This is a genomic window from Prevotella sp. SGI.167 (genome assembly GCF_050313615.1).
Taxonomy (GTDB): Bacteria; Bacteroidota; Bacteroidia; order Bacteroidales; family Bacteroidaceae; genus Prevotella.
The window spans coordinates 1-19,651 of the sequence record NZ_JBNPLT010000011.1 but is presented as its reverse complement, the minus strand read 5'-3'; the positions used below and the strand labels follow the sequence as shown (position 1 = coordinate 19,651).

17 protein-coding genes are annotated in these 19,651 nt (G+C 43.2%); 16 read left to right on the top strand and 1 reads right to left on the bottom strand.

Going from position 1 to position 19,651, the window contains the following annotated elements; all coding sequences use genetic code 11:
* Positions 1-62 precede the first annotated feature (62 nt).
* The 3 genes from dtd to deoC all read left to right on the top strand — a co-directional run bounded on the left by dtd (position 63) and on the right by deoC (position 2,151).
* Positions 63-515 (top strand): D-aminoacyl-tRNA deacylase, encoded by a 453-nt coding sequence (dtd, locus tag ACQRBJ_RS07370; RefSeq protein ID WP_118312423.1) that lies wholly within the window; start codon positions 63-65, stop codon positions 513-515.
* Between the two features lie 279 nt (positions 516-794).
* Positions 795-1,121, top strand: coding sequence for a nucleotide pyrophosphohydrolase (locus ACQRBJ_RS07365; protein ID WP_153122187.1), 327 nt, complete (start codon positions 795-797; stop codon positions 1,119-1,121).
* Between the two features lie 91 nt (positions 1,122-1,212).
* Positions 1,213-2,151 (top strand): deoxyribose-phosphate aldolase, encoded by a 939-nt coding sequence (gene deoC / locus ACQRBJ_RS07360; protein WP_445303236.1) that lies wholly within the window; start codon positions 1,213-1,215, stop codon positions 2,149-2,151.
* Positions 2,152-2,303: 152 nt separating this feature from the next.
* On the opposite strand, the gene ACQRBJ_RS07355 is transcribed toward deoC, so the two are convergent.
* Positions 2,304-3,281, bottom strand: coding sequence for a polyprenyl synthetase family protein (locus tag ACQRBJ_RS07355; protein WP_295347715.1), 978 nt, complete (start codon positions 3,279-3,281; stop codon positions 2,304-2,306).
* Between the two features lie 107 nt (positions 3,282-3,388).
* On the opposite strand from ACQRBJ_RS07355, the gene polA reads away from it, so the two are divergent.
* The 13 genes from polA to ACQRBJ_RS07290 all read left to right on the top strand — a co-directional run bounded on the left by polA (position 3,389) and on the right by ACQRBJ_RS07290 (position 19,303).
* Entirely contained in the window at positions 3,389-6,151 is a 2,763-nt protein-coding gene (gene polA, locus ACQRBJ_RS07350) for a DNA polymerase I (RefSeq protein ID WP_445303235.1), read from the top strand.
* Positions 6,152-6,410: 259 nt separating this feature from the next.
* On the top strand, positions 6,411-7,235 hold the full coding sequence (locus ACQRBJ_RS07345; RefSeq protein ID WP_445303234.1) for an ATP-binding cassette domain-containing protein: 825 nt from the start codon (positions 6,411-6,413) through the stop codon (positions 7,233-7,235).
* 84 nt (positions 7,236-7,319) lie between these two features.
* Complete coding sequence (locus tag ACQRBJ_RS07340) at positions 7,320-8,186, top strand: hypothetical protein (RefSeq protein ID WP_445303233.1); 867 nt, start codon at positions 7,320-7,322, stop codon at positions 8,184-8,186.
* A gap of 65 nt (positions 8,187-8,251) precedes the next feature.
* Positions 8,252-8,623, top strand: coding sequence for a GntR family transcriptional regulator (locus ACQRBJ_RS07335; RefSeq protein ID WP_119236617.1), 372 nt, complete (start codon positions 8,252-8,254; stop codon positions 8,621-8,623).
* Between the two features lie 162 nt (positions 8,624-8,785).
* A complete protein-coding gene (locus ACQRBJ_RS07330) occupies positions 8,786-9,502 on the top strand; it encodes an ABC transporter ATP-binding protein (protein WP_006848206.1) in 717 nt (238 codons plus the stop codon).
* A 96-nt stretch (positions 9,503-9,598) separates the two neighbouring features.
* On the top strand, positions 9,599-10,858 hold the full coding sequence (locus ACQRBJ_RS07325) for an ABC transporter permease (protein WP_294970633.1): 1,260 nt from the start codon (positions 9,599-9,601) through the stop codon (positions 10,856-10,858).
* A gap of 16 nt (positions 10,859-10,874) precedes the next feature.
* On the top strand, positions 10,875-12,122 hold the full coding sequence (locus ACQRBJ_RS07320) for an ABC transporter permease (protein WP_445303232.1): 1,248 nt from the start codon (positions 10,875-10,877) through the stop codon (positions 12,120-12,122).
* Between the two features lie 23 nt (positions 12,123-12,145).
* On the top strand, positions 12,146-13,261 hold the full coding sequence (locus ACQRBJ_RS07315) for an efflux RND transporter periplasmic adaptor subunit (RefSeq protein ID WP_445303231.1): 1,116 nt from the start codon (positions 12,146-12,148) through the stop codon (positions 13,259-13,261).
* Positions 13,262-13,428: 167 nt separating this feature from the next.
* The gene (locus ACQRBJ_RS07310) at positions 13,429-15,081 is read left to right on the top strand and encodes a helix-turn-helix transcriptional regulator (RefSeq protein ID WP_445303230.1); all 1,653 of its coding nucleotides are present in this window, start codon (positions 13,429-13,431) and stop codon (positions 15,079-15,081) included.
* A gap of 160 nt (positions 15,082-15,241) precedes the next feature.
* The gene (locus ACQRBJ_RS07305; protein WP_445303229.1) at positions 15,242-15,595 is read left to right on the top strand and encodes a hypothetical protein; all 354 of its coding nucleotides are present in this window, start codon (positions 15,242-15,244) and stop codon (positions 15,593-15,595) included.
* 15 nt (positions 15,596-15,610) lie between these two features.
* On the top strand, positions 15,611-15,805 hold the full coding sequence (locus ACQRBJ_RS07300) for a hypothetical protein (protein WP_445303228.1): 195 nt from the start codon (positions 15,611-15,613) through the stop codon (positions 15,803-15,805).
* 68 nt (positions 15,806-15,873) lie between these two features.
* On the top strand, positions 15,874-16,671 hold the full coding sequence (locus tag ACQRBJ_RS07295) for a GLPGLI family protein (RefSeq protein WP_445303227.1): 798 nt from the start codon (positions 15,874-15,876) through the stop codon (positions 16,669-16,671).
* 67 nt (positions 16,672-16,738) lie between these two features.
* A complete protein-coding gene (locus tag ACQRBJ_RS07290; protein ID WP_445303226.1) occupies positions 16,739-19,303 on the top strand; it encodes a carboxypeptidase-like regulatory domain-containing protein in 2,565 nt (854 codons plus the stop codon).
* The last annotated feature ends 348 nt before the right edge of the window (positions 19,304-19,651 follow it).

Here is a 19,651-nt window from a genome sequence, read left to right as displayed (position 1 = left end):
GGATTCCACAAAATGCTATTCATAAAGTTCAATGTTCAACATTCAAATTTCAAAGTAGTAATATGAGAATAGTAATACAACGTGTCGGCCATGCCTCTGTTACCATCGAAGGAGAAGTAAAATCAGCCATCAAACAAGGCTATCTTATCCTTCTTGGCATTGAGGAAAGCGACACATCTGAAGACGTAGATTGGTTGGTTAGAAAGGTCATAGGCCTTCGTGTTTTCGACGACGAAAATCACGTAATGAACCGCTCCATCATGGATGTAAACGGCGAGGTTCTGGTGATTAGCCAGTTCACCCTATTCGCCAGCTACAAGAAGGGAAACCGTCCTAGCTGGCTCAGAGCTGCCAAGCACGAAATCAGCGTTCCACTCTATGAAGAGTTCTGCAAGAAGCTATCCGATGCACTCGGAAAGCCAGTAGGAACAGGCGAATTTGGTGCCGACATGAAGGTAGAATTACTGAATGATGGTCCTGTAACCATCATGATGGACACCCATAATAAGGAGTAAAAAAACAAACATTCGAGAATAGATGGAAAAGATTTTAAAATATAAAAGTTGGTTCCTAGCTATAGGAATAATCATAACGTTTACCTTTTCTCAAAGGTTCTTAAACAATCCATGGGCAGAGTATGCAGGTGAAACCCTCGTTACCATTGGCTTGAATATGGAGTTCATCAGCGACAAAAGGGAGAATGGAAAAATCGGTATCTATAACACCATTGCCGCTATATTCATGACTGGATTATGGCTATGTTTGACTTATTTCATAATTAAAGATCATCTGTTATGACTATAAAAGAAGCACAGGAAGCAGTAGATAAGTGGATTAAGGAATATGGCGTTCGCTATTTCAGCGAACTTACCAATATGGCTTGTCTTACGGAAGAAGTAGGAGAACTGGCTCGTGTCATCGCCCGAACATACGGCGACCAGAGCTTCAAGAAGGGCGAAAAGCCTAACCTCGGCGAGGAAATGGCAGACGTTCTCTGGGTTCTCATCTGTCTTGCCAATCAAACGGGGATAGATCTTACAGAAGAACTTCAGAAAAGTATCGACAAAAAGACCCAAAGGGATTCGGAAAGACATAAGAATAACCCGAAATTGAAGGAATAAACAACCCGAAATTGAAAGGAATAAAACACCCGAAATGAAGGGAATCATATAAATAACTTAACTTTAATAATTAAAAAAAGTAACATCTAGTATGAGCAGTATTAAAGAACAGGTTCTTGCACAGCAGCAGGGACAATACAGCGAGTCAGACGATAAGTATTTATCTGTCTTGAAACAGTATAACTGCGACCTCAACGATGAGGAAGTTGCAGCAGAAGTAAAGAAGATTCTTGACGAGAAGGTAGCTGAGAATGAGACTATGGAGGTGAAGAAATTCCTCTTCGGCAGTATCGAGCTTACTTCTCTTCACACAGAAGATACAGAAGAAAGCATCCTGGCAATGATTGAAAAGGTAAACCAGTTTGCAAAGGATTATCCAGAACTTCCTCATGTAGCAACCGTATGCACCTACCCTAACTTTGCAGGTCTTATCAGTCAGAGTTTGGAGGTAGATGGCGTAGAAATCGCAGTAGTAAGCGGCAATTTCCCATCTTCACAGACATTCATCGAGGTAAAGATTGCCGAGACAGCCATGGCTATCAAGGATGGTGCTACAGAGATAGATATCGTAATGCCTGTCGGTAAGTTCTTCAGTGAAGATTACGAAGGCCTCTGCGATGATATTCAGGAACTCAAGGAAACTTGTGGTGAGCATAAGATGAAGTGCATCCTGGAAACAGGAAACTTAAAGAACTACAGCAACATCATGAAGGCTTCAGTTCTGGCAATGTATGCTGGTTCAGACTACATCAAGACTTCAACCGGTAAGGAGAAGATTTCTGCTACTCCAGAGGCTGCCTACGTTATGTGCCAGGCTATCAAGGCATACTACGAGAAGACGGGCATCCAGATTGGTTTCAAGCCTGCAGGTGGCATTAACACCGTTCACGATGCTGTGGTATACTATACTATCGTAAAGGAAGTCTTAGGCGAGAAATGGTTGACCAACCAGTGGTTACGACTGGGAACATCACGCTTGACAAACCTCCTTTTGAGCGAAATCGTAGGTAAGGAAATCAAGTACTTTTAAAGATACGCCAAGAAAGAATAAAAGTACTTAGAATAGGGGTAAAACCCTAAGTATAAGATTAATAACAAAATCGCCCTGAAATGGTAAAAGCATTCATAGACAATGCTTTTGTCTTCTCAGGGCGACTATTTTTATAAGAGTCAACAAGCGAATTATGCTTTGCGCTCAATCACAAAATCAAGATAAGCCTTCAAGGCATTATATACATCCTTGTCTTCAACATAATTATCAAGGAAATCCATAGCCTCAGCATGAAAATCCCACATGCGCCTGTCTGCATATTCAATACCACTATTCTCCTTTGTGAAAGCAACTAACTGAGCTATTTCATCTTGGGAAACCGTATGTGCTTTAACCTTTCTTGCCAACTTTATCATCTCCTCATCACCAGTAGCTTTCAAAGCATAGATAACAGGAAGAGTGAGTTTACCTTCTGTCATATCATTACCAGTAGGTTTACCTATCTCCTTAGAATCGTAATAATCAAAAATATCATCACGAATTTGGAAGATAATACCCAGATTCTGACCAAAGCGCTTAGCCGCTTCTATCTGCAATTCTGAAGCATTTGCTGACATGGCACCGATACCGGCACAAGCCTCAAAGAGAGCAGCAGTCTTCTGTTTAATAACCTGATAATAGATATCTTCCGAGATTTCTTCATTACTGATACTGTTCAACTGAAGTATCTCTCCATTTGACAAAATACGTCCCAACTCAGCAAGATCTCGAACAATCTCTTCAGAATGAGAATAAGAAACATGAAGCAAGGCAGTAGAGAGAATAAAATCACCTACTAACACTGCAACCTTATTATTATATGTGGCATTGACGCTAGCTTGGCCACGGCGCTCCCCACTCTCATCCACAACATCATCATGCACAAGAGAAGCTGTGTGAAGAAGCTCCAATCCTACTGCAGAATGCTGTGTGACGGTAGAAATTTTACCAAAATTACGGGCCATCAACAAGATGAGCATAGGTCGCATACGTTTTCCTGCACGCTGACGTATGTGATCGAGCACCTGAGAAAGAAGCCCGTCACTATGCATCAAAGACTTGTTGAACAAATCTATGAAATCTGCCAATTCAGCCTCAATAGGCTGCTTGATAAGTGATAAATAGTCCATTGAATATGAGTAAATCTACTAAATTTCTAAATTTTGATACAAAATTAATCAATTCTTCTTGAAATATCGCATTTTTTTAGTAATTTTACACCACAAAAATGAATATTATGGATAAATTGTTCCTTTTAGACGCTTATGCGCTCATTTATAGGTCGTATTACGCCTTTATGAAGTCTCCTCGTATCAATTCGAAGGGACTCAATACTTCGTGTGTCATGGGATTTTGCAATACCCTCAACGAGATACTTACCAAGGAGAAACCTACCCATATTGCGGTGGCTTTCGACCATGGCAAGACCTTCCGTCATGAGGCTTTTCCTGCATATAAAGCTCAGCGAGAAGAAACTCCTGAAGACATTAAAATCTCAGTCCCTATCATCAAAAATATCCTGGAAGCCTACCATATTCCAATCCTACAGGTAGACGGTTTCGAGGCAGATGACATCATTGGAACTATAGCAATTCAAGCAGGAGAAAAAGGTATTGAAACCTATATGCTGACACCAGATAAAGACTATGGTCAGCTGGTTCGAGACAACGTATACATGTTCCGACCAAGGCATGGTGGTGGATATGAAAAATTAGGAGTGGAAGAGATTGAAGAAAAATACAGCATCGCTTCCCCACTTCAGGTAATTGACCTACTTGCTTTAATGGGAGACTCTGCTGATAATTTCCCGGGCTGCCCAGGTGTTGGAGAAAAGACAGCTGTCAAACTCATCAATGAGTTTGGTAGTGTAGAAGGCTTGATTGAAAATTCATCTAAAGTAAAAGGCAAACTTCGAGAAAAAGTAGAAGGAGCTATTGAAGATATCAAGATCTCGAAATTCTTGGCAACCATCAGAACGAATGTTCCTGTTGACTTGAAAATGGAAGACTTGAAATTGGTAGAGCCAGACAACGCCAAGTTGGATGAAATCTTCACAGAACTAGAGTTTAAGTCGTTCGCTAACCGAGTTCTTAAAAAACCTCAAAAGGTGCAAACAAAACCTATGGGAGAGCTCGATTTATTTGGCGCACAGCCAGCAGATGGTCAAGAAGAGCAAAAAAACACGAGTTTTGACACCATTAAAACTGTTGAGCATTCATACAAACTCATTGAAACAGAGGAAGATGCAAAATTTCTTTATGACTATTTAATTACAAAGCAAATTTTAAGTCTAGATACAGAGACCACATCTACGGTTGCAATCGATGCAGAATTAGTAGGATTAAGCTTTGCAGTCAAAGAGAAAGAGGCTTTCTATGTAGCGATCCCAGCAAATCGTGAAGAAGCCTTAAAAATCGTAAACATCTTTAAACCTCTCTATGAAAACCCTGAAATCTTGAAAGTGGGACAAAACATCAAGTACGACTACGAGGTCTTGATGAACTATGGAGTAGAGATTCAGGGAAAGATGTTCGACACGATGCTCGCCCACTACATCATCCAACCAGAACTCTATCACAACATGGATTATCTGGCAGAGGTATTCCTTCATTACCAAACTGTCCACATCGAAGAGTTGATTGGCCCAAAGGGAAAGAATCAGAAATCAATGCGCGACCTCGCTCCATCCGAAGTTTACGAGTATGCAGCAGAAGATGCAGATATCACACTGAGATTGAAAAATGTATTGGAACCAAAACTCAAGGAGATAGATTGTGAAGACCTGTTCTGGAATGTAGAAATGCCACTGGTACCGGTTCTTGCCCACATGGAGATGAACGGAGTATGCATCGACACGGATACTTTAAAGGAAACGTCTAATAATTTAACCAACCGACTCTCAGAAATAGAACACCATATCTATGAGTTGGCTGGCGAATCCTTCAATATTGGCTCCCCTCGCCAAGTAGGAGAAATCCTCTTCGGAAAGATGAAGATTGTAGAGAAGCCTAAGAAGACGAAAACGGGACAGTATGTGACAAGCGAAGAAGTGCTACAACAATTACGCAGCAAGAGTCCTATCATTGATGAGATTCTGAATTACAGAGGTTTAAAGAAACTTCTCAGCACCTACGTAGATGCTCTTCCAAAGCTTATCAATCCTCGTACAGGACATATTCACGCTTCCTTCAACCAGGCAATTACTGCAACTGGTCGCCTTTCTTCAAGCGATCCAAACCTACAGAATATTCCTGTACGTGATGATGACGGAAAGGAGATACGTCGATGCTTTATTCCAGAGCCAGGTTGTCTATTCTTTTCAGCAGACTACTCCCAGATAGAGCTTCGTATCATGGCGCATTTGAGTGAAGATCCAAACATGGTAGAAGCATTCCGGGAAGGTTCCGATATCCACGCAGCTACTGCTGCCAAAATCTGGCATAAGGATATCAAAGACGTCACCGACACGCAGCGTAAGAAGGCAAAGACCGCCAACTTCGGAATCATCTATGGCATTACTACCTACGGACTTGCCCAGCGCATGAACATCGAAAACAAGGAGGCGAAGCAAATAATCGAAGATTACTTCCGTACCTTCCCCGGTGTTCAGGCATATATGGAGAAATCTAAGGAAATGGCAAGAGAAAAAGGCTATGCCGAAACTCTCTTCCACAGAAGACGTTATCTGCCAGATATCAACAGTAAGAACGGTACAGTAAGAGGCTTCGCAGAGCGCAATGCCATCAATGCTCCTATCCAAGGTTCTGAAGCAGACATCATCAAGGTTGCCATGATCAGAATCTTTAACCGATTCAAGACTGAAGGCATCAAGAGCAAGATGATAATCCAAGTACACGATGAACTCAACTTCTCTGTCTTCCCTGAGGAAAAAGAGAAAGTAGAGAAGATTGTTGTAGAAGAAATGCAGAATGCTTATAAGCTCTGTGTACCTTTAGTAGCCGATGCCGGCTGGGGGAAAAACTGGCTAGAAGCACATTAATAAAATAGAATAAATAGCAAAAGCTATTCCCAAAACTTCAGGTCCCGATGTAGATATTTCGTCTATATCGGGCCTTTTCTTTTGCATATTCTTATAACCATCTGCTTAGCATTACTATCCGCTTTCTTAATATAATAAGGTGATAATGTTAACATTACGTTAAAGTATGAAAATAATTGCCCAAAAGTTTGGAACTTATTGAAAAAAAGCATACCTTTGCAGTGTTCTATTGAAGTAGTACACTAAAACATTAAAGATTATGATACAGATTAAAGACATTGATTTCAGATACCCAGGTAGCAAGCACCTTGTATTTAGAGATTTCTCTTTGGAACTCAAGGAGAACAACATTTATGGCTTGCTCGGTAAGAACGGTACAGGCAAGAGCACCCTGCTCTACCTCATCAGCGGATTGCTCCGCCAGCAACAAGGTACCGTTCTCGTGGATGGCATTTCGGCACAAGATCGCAGAGCAGAGATGCTGAAGGACATCTTCATGGTGCCCGAAGAGTTTGAACTGCCCAACGTTTCCCTCGCCACCTACGTGAAGATGAACCAGGAGTTCTATCCTAACTTCTCGCAGGAAGTATTGGACCGTTGCCTCAAGGATTTTGATTTACCACTCTCTCTCAATTTGAACGAACTCTCGATGGGACAGAAGAAGAAGGTATTCATGAGTTTCGCACTCGCCACGGGTACCCGCTTTCTTCTGATGGACGAGCCAACCAATGGTCTCGACATCCCATCGAAGAGCCAGTTCCGTAAGGTCATCGCCAACAACATGACGGAAGACCGCACCCTCATCATCTCTACTCATCAGGTGCACGATGTAGAGTCGTTGCTCGACCACATCATCATCATGAACCAGAGCCAGCTCCTGCTCGATGCATCGGTTTCAGACATCTGCGAGAAATACACCTTCGAGTACCGCAACCCACAGGAGATGGACGACACCGTGCTCTACGCCGAACCAACCCTGCAGGGCAATGCCGCCATCTGCAAGCGACAGGAGGGTGAACAGGAAACACAGATGAATCTGGAATTGCTGTTCAATGCAGTGATTGGCGGAAAACTTGCCGAGTAAGAGCTATTCATCAAGCTCAAATCAAGTTCATCAAGATTATCGAGAATTAGAAAAATATAAAATTATCTTTAAATAACAACGATTATGAACAAGACTTTTGATTTACATAGATTCGGAATGGTGCTGCGTTGGGACTTGCTTACCAACTGGAAAAGCTATTTCTACAGTATAGCAGGATTGGCTATCGGCATCATCATGCTTTCCATTTCCATGCTTTATTCTTTTCCTCATAGCCATTTTATAGTAGAAGGAGATTTGGGTAATTACTACGAAAGTAACATGACAGGATTCCTTGCCGCTATTGTCATATTGTTTTTCTTCATATCTCCCTGCAACATCTTTAGCAATATGAAGACCAAGCTGCAACGTGAGAATTTCATGATGTTGCCAGCCAACAATCTGGAAAAATATGCAGCTCGTTTCCTGATGATGAGTGTAGGCAGTATCCTCATGATGCTCATTGCTACACTTATAGCCGACTTCGTGCAGTTTGTATTGAGCTTCTTCATGACTCCCGGTTACCATGCAAGTATCATCGGAAGTTCTCTAAGTAAAATATACAAAGCCGCAACCAATACCGGTGACAATCCTATCTGTATCTTAGCGGGGCAATATAAAATAGATGCAGCCATACTCGGATGGAGCTTTCTCACCATGATTTACTCCTTCTGCCTGCTAGGCGGCACATTCTTCCGCAAACAGCCAATCATCCTGACAGCCGTATCTGGCATTATCATTTTCATGATTATAGGTTATTGTGGCAGCGAACTTGAAGAATGGGGAGCTTTCGATTTCTTCAAGCATTTTAACTATGATAATCCGGGCACTTCTCTCTGCATCGCCATCTTCTGGTCGGTCGTTTTCCTTGCTTTGGCAGCCTTCAGCCTCTGGGCATCCTACAAGCTCTTCACCCGTATGCAAGTAATCTGCAACAAGTGGATCAACATCTAGGAGAAGAAAAGAAGTATGAAAAGAAAATATCGATAAGAATGATAAAACTTTAAAACAAAAGTATTATGATTTTCAGTAATGATAAAGCGATATACGTACAGATAGCCGAGCGACTGAGCGATGAGATTCTGGCGGGCAAGTACAAGGAGGACGAGCGAATACCGAGCGTCAGGGAATACGCCGTGCTGCTGGAGGTAAATGCCAACACAACCGTGAAGGCATACGACCTGCTTGCCACCGATGAGATCATCTACAACAAGCGAGGCCTGGGCTACTTTGTTTCCGCAGGAGCCAAGAAGCAAATCAAAAAGACCCGCAAGAAGGAGTTTATGAAAGAAAGACTCCCGGAACTCGCTCGACAAATGCAGCTTCTCGACATCTCCATCGATGAAGTGAAGGAAGAGTTGGAGAAGAATCTCAAAAAGATAAGAATATGATGACACTATTTATCTTAAAAAGTATATTTCTAACAACTATCTTTGCCTTATATATAATAAGGTGGATATAATCACGTTTTTAAAAAAGGGCTACGCTTGCAACTTTCTGAAGGTTGCAAGCGTCTAACGTTTAAAATTCATATCAATAAACAAACGTATTATATGTCATTAATTCATCTAAAAGACGTCAACAAGACCTATCAGGGTGCTCAGCCACTCCATGTGCTGAAGGGCATCGACCTCGACATCGAACGTGGCGAGTTCGTCAGCATCATGGGTGCTTCCGGCTCGGGAAAATCCACCTTATTAAATATATTGGGTATTCTCGACAACTACGATACGGGCGAATACCGACTCAATGATGTGCTCATCAAAGACCTCTCGGAAACCCGTGCTGCCGAATACCGCAACAAGATGATAGGCTTCATCTTCCAGTCGTTCAACCTCATCTCGTTCAAGACAGCGGTGGAAAACGTGGAGCTTCCACTCTTCTACCAGGGCGTGAGCCGCAAGAAGCGCCACGAACTGGCAATGGAATATCTCGAAAAACTGGGCTTGAAGCAATGGGCCAACCATTATCCCAACGAGATGTCGGGAGGACAGAAGCAGCGTGTAGCCATCGCCCGTGCCCTCATCACCAAACCCGAAATCATCCTTGCCGATGAGCCTACCGGAGCCCTCGACTCCAAAACGAGCGTGGAAGTGATGGACCTACTGAAGGAACTGCACCAGAAAGAGGGAATGACTATCGTGGTGGTAACCCACGAAAGCGGTGTTGCCAACGAGACCGATAAGGTTATCCATATCAAGGACGGACTCATCGGAAGCATCGAAGACAACAGAGACCATCATCTCGTATCGAAAGACTACGTGAAGTAAGAAGTTTATAGTTTAAAGTTTATAGTTAATAGGGCAGAACTGCTGATGGCGCCAGCCCTCTATAAACTATCAACTATTAATTATTAACTAAAAATAATGAGAGAATTAATCAAAGAAATATGGAGCACGTCGAAGCGCAACAAGCTCCGCACTTCGCTCACGGGATTTGCCGTTGCCTGGGGAATCTTCATGCTGATATTCCTGCTGGGCGCCGGCAACGGACTGATTAATGCCCAGTTGCAGCAAAGCACCCGATTCCTTGCCAACTCCATGCGAGTATTCCCGGGCGAAACCTCCAAGGCTTACAAGGGACTGAAGGAAGGCAGAAGCATCACGCTCAACGACAGGGACATCCTCATCAGCAACCAGACCTATGGTCAATACGTGGATGATGTGGGTGGAAGATTGGAACAGTATAACGTGAACATCAACTACGGCGATAATTATGTGGCAAGCCAGTCATTGGTGGGTGTGGCTCCTACACATCCCAAAATCGACAAGACGGAGCTGATTGCCGGACGATTCATCAACGAAATCGATATGAAGGACCAGCGCAAGAATGTGGTGCTGAGCCGAAGCCAGGCCAAGGAACTCAGCAAAGACTACCGTTCGCTGGTGGGCAAGAACGTAAAGATCAGCAACCTCAACTTCCAGGTGGTAGGAATTTACAAGGATGATGAATCGCGCAACAATACCGATGCTTTCATCGCCTACTCCACCATAAAGACCATCTACGCCAAGGGCGATGATGCAGGAAGTCTGGAGTTCACCATCAAGAATCTGAAGACCAAGGAAGATAACGAGCAGTTTGAGAAGAACTATCGTGCCAGCATCAACAACAACCACCAGGCTGCACCTGATGACGATCGCACCATCTGGCTCTGGAACCGATACATGGACAATATCCAGATGAACCAGGGAATCGCCATCATGCAGACTGCCCTCTGGATAGTAGGTCTGTTCACTCTGCTGAGCGGCATCGTGGGCGTAAGCAACATCATGCTCATCACCGTAAAGGAGCGAACCCGAGAGTTTGGCGTAAGAAAAGCCATCGGTGCCAAACCTTGGTCGATACTGAAGCTCATCATCACCGAGAGCATCATCATCACCTCGTTCTTCGGCTACATCGGAATGGTCTGCGGCGTGGCAGCAAACGAAATCATGGACGCAACCATCGGCCACACCACCGTAGATACCGGACTGTTTAAAGCCGCCATGTTTGTGAACCCTACGGTGGGCCTCGGCACCTGCATCGGTGCTACCATCGCCATCGTCATCGCAGGCACCATCGCCGGACTCATCCCAGCCATCAAGGCTGCAAGAATCCGACCGATAGAGGCGCTGAGAGCAGAATAAACTATAAATTATTATTATGCGATTAGATTTAGATACATATAAAGAGATTCTCGACACCATCACGAGGAACAAGAGCCGCAGTCTGCTCACGGGCTTCGGCGTGTTCTGGGGCGTGTTTATGCTCATCGCCCTGATGGGTGGCGGACAAGGACTGAAGGAGATGCTGCAAAACAACTTCGCAGGCTTCGCCACCAACACCGCCATCATCTGGGCGCAGAACACCACCAAACCCTACAAGGGATTCAACAAGGGGCGTTCCTGGCAGATGGAAGAGAAAGACCTGGAGCGACTGCGCCACAGGGTACCCGAACTCGATGTCATTACCCCGCTGCTCTTCGGAGGCAACAAGTCGGTGGTGTTTGGCGACAAGAAATTCAGCGGCAGCACGCAGGGTGTGAATCCCGATTACGCCCAGGTTTCCGCACCTAAAATGTTTTACGGCAGATACATCAACGAGATGGATGTGCGCCGCCAGCGCAAGGTTTGCGTCATTGGCAAACAGATTTACAAGACCCTCTTCCCCGGCAGCGGTGACCCGTGCGGCAAGAGCGTGCGAGTGGATTCCACCTATTACACGGTGGTGGGTGTAGATTACCGCTCGGGAAATGGCATCAACTTCGGCGGTAGAGCCGACGAAACCATCACCATTCCGCAATCTGTGCTCCGCACCGCCTACAACCGCGGAACCGCCATCGACATCATCGCTACCACCGGTAAGCCGGGCGTGGTAATGAGCAGCATCGCCCAGCGAATGCGTGAAACCATAGCCAGGGCCCACAACATCGACCCTTCAGATGAAAAGGGAATCATGGTGTTCAATACGGAGGTGCTCTTCCAGATGCTCGACAATCTGTTTAAGGGCGTCAACTTCCTCATCTGGCTGGTAGGTATTGGCACCCTTCTCGCCGGCGCCATCGGAGTTTCCAACATCATGATGGTAACGGTGAAGGAGCGAACCACCGAGATAGGCATTCGCCGAGCCATCGGAGCCACGCCTAAGATGATTCTCTCGCAAATCATCTCAGAGAGTATTCTCCTCACCCTGGTAGCAGGCATGAGCGGCATCATCTTCGGAGTAGCCATCCTGCAGATGCTGGAAATGGCGAACACCACGGATGGCATTCTCACCGCCCACTTCCAGGTAGATTTCTGGACAGCCATCTCTTCAGCCATCCTCATCTGCATCCTCGGCGGTCTTGCCGGACTTGCCCCAGCGTGGCGAGCCATGAGCATCAAGCCGGTAGATGCAATGAGAGACGAATAAAAGAAAAATAAGATATAAAAGATATGAAAAAGTATTCAAAGTTGATTGTTGCGGCGATAGTCGCCTTGATTTTCATCGGAACCTTCGTGTTCCTTTATGAGAAATCACAGCCTAAGCCTGTGGAATATACCGAGTTTACCCCAAAGATGGGCGATGTGTTGAAAACCACGGTGATTACGGGTAAGATAGAGCCTCGCAACGAGGTGAACGTAAAGCCTCAGATCAGCGGTATCATCACCGAAATCTGCAAGCAGGCAGGCGATTTCGTGCAGGCAGGCGAGGTAATCGCCAAGGTAAAGGTGATTCCGGATATGGGACAGCTCAGTTCGGCGCAGGCTCGTGTGCGCCTTGCCGAGATTAACCTGAAGCAGGCACAGGTAAACTATGGTCGCGAGGAACAGCTCTACAAGAAGCAGCTGGTCAGCGCCGATGAGTTTGACAAAGTGAAACAATCGTTGCAACAGGCAAAGGAGGAGAAGGTTGCCGCCCTTGATGCGCTCGAAGTGGTTCGTGATGGTGTTTCCAAGAGCAACGCCAGCGCCTCTTCCACCCTCATCCGTTCTACCATTTCGGGAATTATCCTCGATATTCCTGTCAAGGTGGGTAACTCCGTGATTCTTGCCAACACCTTCAATGACGGAACCACCATCGCCAGTGTAGCAAACATGAACGACCTCATCTTCCGTGGCAACATCGATGAGACCGAGGTCGGCAATCTGGTAGTGGGAATGCCGATGAAGATTACCATCGGAGCGATGCAGGATTTGAAGTTTGATGCCGACCTGGAGTACATTTCTCCAAAGGCTGTAGAGAACAATGGAGCCAACCAGTTTGAGGTAAAGGCAGCCGTCCGCTCAGTAAAGGGCGGCAAGATCCGTTCCGGCTACAGCGCCAACGCCGAGATAGTATTATCCAAGGCTCTGAAGGTTCTCACCGTTCCGGAGAGTGCCATTGAGTTCAGCGGAGACAGCACCTTTGTTTATATCGTAAAGGGCAGCGGCGAGAAGAAGACCTACGAGCGCAAGCAAGTAACCACCGGATTGAGCGATGGTGTGAACATAGAAATCAAGAAAGGTCTGAGCCTAAAGGACAAGGTAAGAGGTCCGCAGGTTGTGGCAGACAACAAGGATGATGAATAAGGCATAAATACAAAAAGTTACCCTAAGCTAATTAGTTCAGGGTAACTTTTTTATCATTTTGAGAAATGAAACAAAAGGTCATATATTTAACATGCATCATATTGTTTTTTACCGCTTGTTCTGGCAACAGCAAGTATGATGATTTAATGCAGCGCGCAGATAGCATCATGGAAGTAGATGATGACTCCGCAACGGTTGTCATCCGGATGCTTGATGGGGTCAAGTCCCAGCTGCCAGAGTTTACCCAAGCGCAAAAGATGCGCTATGAGTTGTTGCGTCATAAGGCGATGAACAAGGCATATATTCCCTTTACTTCTGATAGCATAATGTTGGAAGTGACAGATTATTACAATCATTATGGTTCAGATAATGAACGGATGTTAGCCTACTACATCTTAGGCTGTGTATATAGAGATATGCATGAAGCACCTATGGCTTTGGAATACTATAATAAGGCAACAGAGCAGGCGGATACAACATCTACAGATTGTGATTATGCAATTCTTTTTAGGATATATGGTCAGATGGGAATACTGTTTGACAAGCAATATTTACCCTATCAAGTAATACAATCATTTACTAAAGCAACCCAATATGGCTATTTGGCAAAAGACACATTAAATGCACTGCTCTATTACCAGAATATATCTGGTGCGTATGAGTTTTTAGGAATGCCAGATTCTGCATTTGCCATAAATACAAGAGTTGCGAAGAAACTACAATTATTGGGATATAAGCGTGAAGCAGCCATTGCTTTTGGCTGTAATTATGATTATTATATGAAAAAGAAAGATTGGGTAAATGCAAAGAAGGCATTTGATGCGTATCAATCTACAGGCTATGAAGGGAATACCAATTATTCTGATTCTAAAGCTTTTGTATTATACGAGAAAGGATTGTACTATTTGTGCACTTCCCAATTAGACTCTGCTTACACTTATCTTATGCAGAGCTGGGAAAAATGTAAGTCATTTGGAAACAAATGTGTCACATCCAAAGCTTTGGCTCAATATTATTTAAAAAACAATCAACCTTTACTGGCATCAAAATATGCTTTGTTGAGTTCGGAGTATAATGATTCGAGTATAATAGAAGCTCGACATTCTCAGTTGCAGCAAATGCAAGCAATGTATGACTACAGTAGAAATCAGGAAAAAGCAAGGAAAGCGGAGCAAAAAGCAGAACTGAGAAACCGAACTATACATATTGTAATCTTGGGAAGCATTGTTATCCTGTTTGTTGTAACCATCATTTATAGACAACAGTTAATCCTGAAGAAAAAGCGAAATGCCGCCACAAGGTTGCTGTATGAAGACAGTCTGTTAAAATTAAAGAAGCTACAAGATGAGTTGGAACATGTGGTTACAGAAAATGGAAAAGAACAGACTATGATTGTCCGGGAGAAAGAGGAAGCTATCAATCGTCTGAAGAAAGAGGTTAAAGAGATTCAAGAGAAATTTTCCAATCCATTGCTCTCTGATACCGATATTATTTTGAGGAACTCGTCCATTTATAAAAAAATAAGATATATAGAAATGCATCCGAGAGAGAGCCTGCAATATGAAGATTGGAGTGAGCTGGCTGCAACCATAGAACGTTTGGTTCCGTCATTTGTTCCAATATTGAAAGAGCGTGTAAGCCCTAAAGACTATCAGATTTGCCTGTTGGTTAGAATGGGAATTCCTTCTTCATCAATAGCAAATCTCGTTGATCTTTCTGCATCAGGAGTATCTGCTGCAAGAAAAAGAATGCTAGAAAAGTTATGCAACAAGGTAGGATCTCCAAAAGATTTTGATAAGTTTGTCTGCCAAATTACATAATTAAAGTCAACCTTGCACTTGATGGATTTTTCCTATAAAAGATTGATTTCGCGCAACTTACGGAGCCATGTAAAATTTGAGTAAAATTTAAAATCAAGTTTCTCTTGTTGCTTTCGCAGCAAATGAGTACTTTTGCAACGTTTTTTAAAATAAGATGAAAATGAAACGTTTAACAAGTACATTGATTGTTGGAGGGATTTTATTTGGGAGTCCCATCCATTCGAGAGCAGAGCCTTATGAATTGGTTTCTAGTATTGTTTATAAGAATCAAAAAGCAAACAAAGGAACTCGTTCTATAAGTCACCCTTTGATTGTCGATTTGGTTAATCATACTTTAACTGTACCAAAACACGTCATAGGTTATACACTCATCTTAGAAAGTGAGAATGGAGAAACCTGTACCTATATTATTACAGATACTGTCTTCATTTTACCACAGGAGTTGAGTGGACATTATCAACTGTCTATTTCAAACGACAGTATAATGTACAAGGGAAGTATTTATGTAAATTAAAAATTAATAGAAACAATGAAAAAGATTTTATTTTTCGCATTTATGTTGACAATGTCAACAGGTGCATTTGCCGCTTCTGAAGAGAACACATTTTGTACAATTGTAGTTTCACCATGTGAAAAAGTTCCAAATACTGTTTTTGAGGGAAAGGCAACAGATAAGCAAATTAAAGAAGCACAAGATAAAATGCTTCGCGAATGTGGTAAGTAATCAATTCTATAGAACAGGGACAGATTCCTTCTGTTCTTGTTCTATAGAATTTAATAATTGAAATTATAATGAAACAAGTTTTATTTTTATTGAGCCTTTTCATTTCACTCCATTGTTCTGCTCAATTGCGCACTGTTGACAGCGTGCTTTATCGTTTCAATTATGCGATGAAGTATACAGCAGATGAGGGCTGTAAAAAGTTTGATGATGAGATGGTAGTTGATATAGGCAAGAACAAAGTTCACAATTATGGTTACTGGGATGTCAGAAATAGTTTTCTGATAGATAGCATTCAATCTCATAACGGAGATATTGCAGATTATTTTGCAATGGGTACTCCTGTGGCATTATATCATGCACAGATCTTGAAAAATTATCCAAGCAAAGGTCTGCTGACATATACATTAGACAAAGGCAAATCTTTCATCTATGATGAACCTATTGCCAAGAAGAATTGGACCCTAGAAGAAGGAGATTCTATTATTTTGGGCTATGTTTGCAAGAAAGCTAGTTGTACATTCAGACATCGTAGCTGGAAGGTATGGTATGCTCTTGACCTCCCATTTTCAGAGGGTCCATGGAAGTTGGATGGACTGCCTGGAATGATATTGAAGGCAGAAGATACCAAGGGACAATATCTTTTTGAATGCATCGGTATCAAGGAACATGTCAACCAACCTATGCAGATGCAATTAAGCAAATTAATCCGTATAACTCCTGTAAGATTGGAGAGACTGATAAAATTAGCATCAAAAGATTACCCTGCTTATTTAAAGGCTGTGGGTGAAACAAAAATCATAAATCCTTATAAAGGAACACCAAGAACAGCCTGTCTATTAGAGTATTATGAGCCGAACAAGAAATAGAAGAGAACTCAAAAGAAAACATCACTCCAAATAAAAGAGTAGAACAAGACAACAGATAAAGGAAAATATGAGAAGAGAGTTTTTAGGATTGCTGCTGCTGATTTTATCGCAGGCAATGGCGATGGCACAAACGTTTTCTGGAACAGTAAAGGATAATCGGTCCCATAAAGGATTGGATTATGTTTCTGTCGTTGTTTTCGATGGAAAGAAACAGCCTATCTGCTTCCAGCATACCGATGAGAAAGGCAGATTCCAGATAGAGGTAAATCCGGAGAAACACCCTTCTTCTCTTTCTTTCTCATGCCTGGGATACGCCAGACAAGTACTTTCTGCTGCCACTTTCAAGAATGGACAGACGGTTTATATGCGAGAGGCAGAAACCAAACTCAAGGAGGTGGTGGTAAAGTCTCAACGTCTCAGACAAAATAGCGATACCCTGATCTATTCGGTAGCAGGATTCAGACAGAAGCAAGATCGCAGCATAGCAGATGTCATCGCCAAAATGCCGGGATTGGAAGTAAAAGACAATGGCACTATCACCTTCCAGGGTACCGCCATCAACAAGTTTTATATAGAAGGTATGGACTTGATGGGAAAAAAGTATGCCATGGCGTCCGAAAACCTCTCTGCCGATAAGGTGAAGAATGTAGAAGTCCTCAAAAACCATCAGCCAATCAAAGCCTTGAAGAATGTAGAGTTCTCGAATCAGGCTGCCCTGAATATTGTTCTTAATGATGATGCCAAGAATGTGTGGTCAGGCAGGATGGATGTGGGAATGGGGTCCCAGCTACAAAAGGCTGACGGAAAGACCTTCCAGCGCGATGGAAAACTAACTGCCATGATGTTTGGCAGGAAAATGCAGAACATATCCATGTATAAGTGCAACAATACTGGACTGGACATTCAGCACGAAGTAACCTCCCTGGCACAAAATTCCGACTTGCAGGATAATCGTTCTGGAGATTGGGTCTCGGAAATTCCTATAGGCAGCAGCCAATTGGATTTGAAACGATACAACTTCAATGACACTCATCTCTTTGCCACCAACTGGTTGGCTAAATTGGAGAAGGACAGGAACCTGCGTCTGCAGGCTACCTTTCTGAAAGACCATAGCCTGGGACATATTGAAGAGCAGACTACTTACACGGATGTTTTGGGAATGCCTGTGGTAACAGAAGAAACGCAGGCAGACAAATATAGGAACGAATTGACCACAGAGCTGCAATACACCCAGAACTCCAGCAAGAACTATCTGAACGGAATGGTAATATGGACGATGGACTGGAACCATTCCTCGGCAAAGACTGAATTAAAAGATGGGGAGATGCTTCAATACGTGAAACCCCACCATCTGTTTGTCGGAGAAGATTTCAAGCTGATACACAACTATGACAACAACCGTAGTTTTACCATCAATGTCCTAGGCTCCTATCAAAATCAGTCCAATCTCTTAGCCCTGCTTGAAGATGGAGTACAGAAACTCGATCATACCGCTTCCGCCTTCTGTGCATCTACCGGATTCCGCCATAAGGTGATGGGATTCAACATCTCCTACGATGCCAGTGTTGATTACAGGAAAGAAAGTGTGAATCAGGTATGGCAGACTGAACAGAAGCAAACTCTGGAGCAGGTAAACGGAATGCTGATGCCAAAGATCAGTCTGGAAATCCTGTCCGGTTTCAATTTCTCAGCATCATGCAATCTGAAATTATCGCAGGTCAGCTATTTGCAGGAATCCAGACAAATGTTCCAATGGAGTCCTACGCTGAACATGTCGTATCAGCTGACAGCAACCACGGAGGCCAAGGCAGGATATCGAAAGACAAGTACGCTCGATCCATTTTCAGCAATAGCCTCCTTTCCATATTACAGCAGTTATATGACCAGGATGATTGGAATCGGAAAAATAGAGCGGATGACCTCAGACTTGCTTTGGGGCACATTTGCTTACGGTAATCCGGTAAATGGATTGTTCTTCAATCTTTCCGGCAACTATTCTGGCAACGGCAACATCCCCGTTTATCAGAGCCAATTGTTGGATGGTCAGATTTTCCAGGCTAAGGCAACCGATATGCGCACCCATACAGAAAGATACTTCCTGAACGGAGACATCACCAAGGCCTTTGCGCTGGGAAAACTGAGCATTACGATAGGAAGGGAGATGATGTGGTACAACTATCAGCTATTGATATCCGACCAACTTACACCCTACCAGACCAAGAGCGACCAGGTGGAATTCAAGTTATCTTGGATGCCAACGCCTCTGTTCTCTTTAACTGAAAACAGCTCTTACAACCATTCCAAGTTGCACAATCGGAAAGACGCATCACAGGATGGTGATGGCATCGACTTCTTCCAGCATGAACTGAAACTGTTCGTGATGCCAGGTAACTGGCAGATGGAGTGGAGACACGAGTTGTATCACAGCAATGATGAGAGTATGAAAACATCATACTTTTCGGATTTTATGCTTTCCTATCGCACCAAGCGATATGAGATCAGTGTCCAGATCAACAATCTCTTTGGAACGAAGACATTTTCTCATCACTACATTTCGAGCAGTTACATACATCATACCATCTGCCGGTTGCGCCCTCGTGAAATTCTTTGCAAAGTATCATTCTCGTTATGATAAAGTTAAGTAGCGCTGCGCATTGTCTTTGGTACTTTGGCTACCGAAGAGAATTTTATCGACCGGACGGAAGACAGGGCTTTGCTCAAGCAACTCCTGAACGCCTTTTGTTATTTTGCCTTTCTGTAAAATATATAGATAGCATTCCAAATAGATAAAGAAAAAATACATGGAAAGAATATATCACTCCATTTATTTAAAATAACCCTTTCTATTATTTCTATTAAATAGACAACTTGTAAAGCTACTAAAAAAATCAGTATTGTATATTTAGCTATTTTTGTCATAATTACTCCAATATTTTAAACTATAAACATAAATCGTTTAATGGCTGCTTCTCATGGCAAG